Annotated in this window: 2 protein-coding genes; both read left to right on the top strand. The window is 34.4% G+C overall.

What is annotated here, in order from left to right:
* Positions 1-51 precede the first annotated feature (51 nt).
* On the top strand, positions 52-444 hold the full coding sequence (locus FBT53_RS15920) for a helix-turn-helix domain-containing protein (RefSeq protein ID WP_136952175.1): 393 nt from the start codon (positions 52-54) through the stop codon (positions 442-444).
* Entirely contained in the window at positions 378-1,307 is a 930-nt protein-coding gene (locus FBT53_RS15915; protein WP_136952174.1) for an IS3 family transposase, read from the top strand. Before FBT53_RS15920 ends, FBT53_RS15915 begins: the two co-directional genes overlap by 67 nt.
* Positions 1,308-1,344: the final 37 nt, after the last annotated feature.

Raw genomic sequence — 1,344 nt, 5'->3', positions numbered from 1 at the left:
GGCATCGTCCTGAAATAGGTTGACTAAAAAAGTTATCATATTTAGCAATCTATGGAAGAATCAAAAAAACCACCCTGTCGAAAAAAGAAGTATGAAAAAGTGGGTTTTGAACACAAACTTTTCATCATTGACCAAATTCATAATGGACAGATTTCCATTAATCATGCCTCTCAAAAGTATGGTATATCCAGAAGTTCCATTTCCTATTGGATAAAAAAATACAGTACCTTGGAGCAAATAAATACGGGTATGGCCAAAAAAGACGAAATCAAAAAGCTCAAGGAAAAAATAGCGGAACTGGAATTTGTTAAGGACTTTCAGCAAGACGTAATTGCGGATATGGAACTTATTACAGGGGTAGATATGGCAAAAAAGTCATTACCCAAAACATTGGCAGACGAGATAGAGAAAAAGAAGCAAGACCGTTTAAAAGAAAATGGTTAGCACAATGTTTTGGGATAAGTAAACAGGCCTTCTATAAAAGGCTAAAATCTCAAAAAGCAAAAGAATATAATGAAAGTATAGTTTTGAAACTGGTCAAGGAATGCCGTAACAAGGTAGGACACCAAACAGGGGGCAAAAAACTGTACGACTACCTTAAAAAAGACCTAGAACTAAACAACATTAAATTGGGTAGAGACCGGTTATTTAATATACTAAGAGACAATAGACTATTAGTTAGAAAAACAAAGCAATACCATGTAACCACTAACTCCAAACATTATTTTTACAAATATAAAAACCTAGTAAAAGATAAAGTACCCACTAGACCAGAACAGCTCTGGGTCACAGATATTACGTACATAAAAACACAACATGGGCACAACTATCTGGCCTTGGTGACCGATGCGTATTCAAAAAAGATTATGGGGTATAAACTGGATAATAATATGCGTACGGAACTCTGTTTAGATGCCCTTAAAATGGCACTGAAAAACAGAAAATATCCTAATCAAAAACTTATACACCACTCAGACAGAGGTATACAATATTGCAATCCCATGTACACCGAATTTGCGGAAAAGAACGGGCTTCAATTAAGTATGACCGAACAATATGACCCTTACCAAAATGCGGTAGCAGAAAGGATAAACAAAACCCTTAAGTATGAGTATGGACTAAAGAACAACATCAAAAACACACAGATAGCACAAAAGATGACCAAAAAAGCTATCTTTATTTACAATTATCTTAGAAAACACTGGAGTTTGGATTTTGAAACACCCAACCATGTACATCTAAACAAAAACAAACCGTACAAATCGTACAGAAAAAATAAAAAACAACTGGAATTTTTAACCATTTAATCTCAAAAAAATGGTCAACCTATTTCAGGACAAGACA

Source organism: Flavobacterium sp. ASW18X (genome assembly GCF_005144745.1).
GTDB lineage: Bacteria > Bacteroidota > Bacteroidia > Flavobacteriales > Flavobacteriaceae > Croceivirga.
The sequence above is the reverse complement of the archived record's forward strand: the minus strand, read 5'-3'. Positions and strand labels throughout refer to the sequence as shown.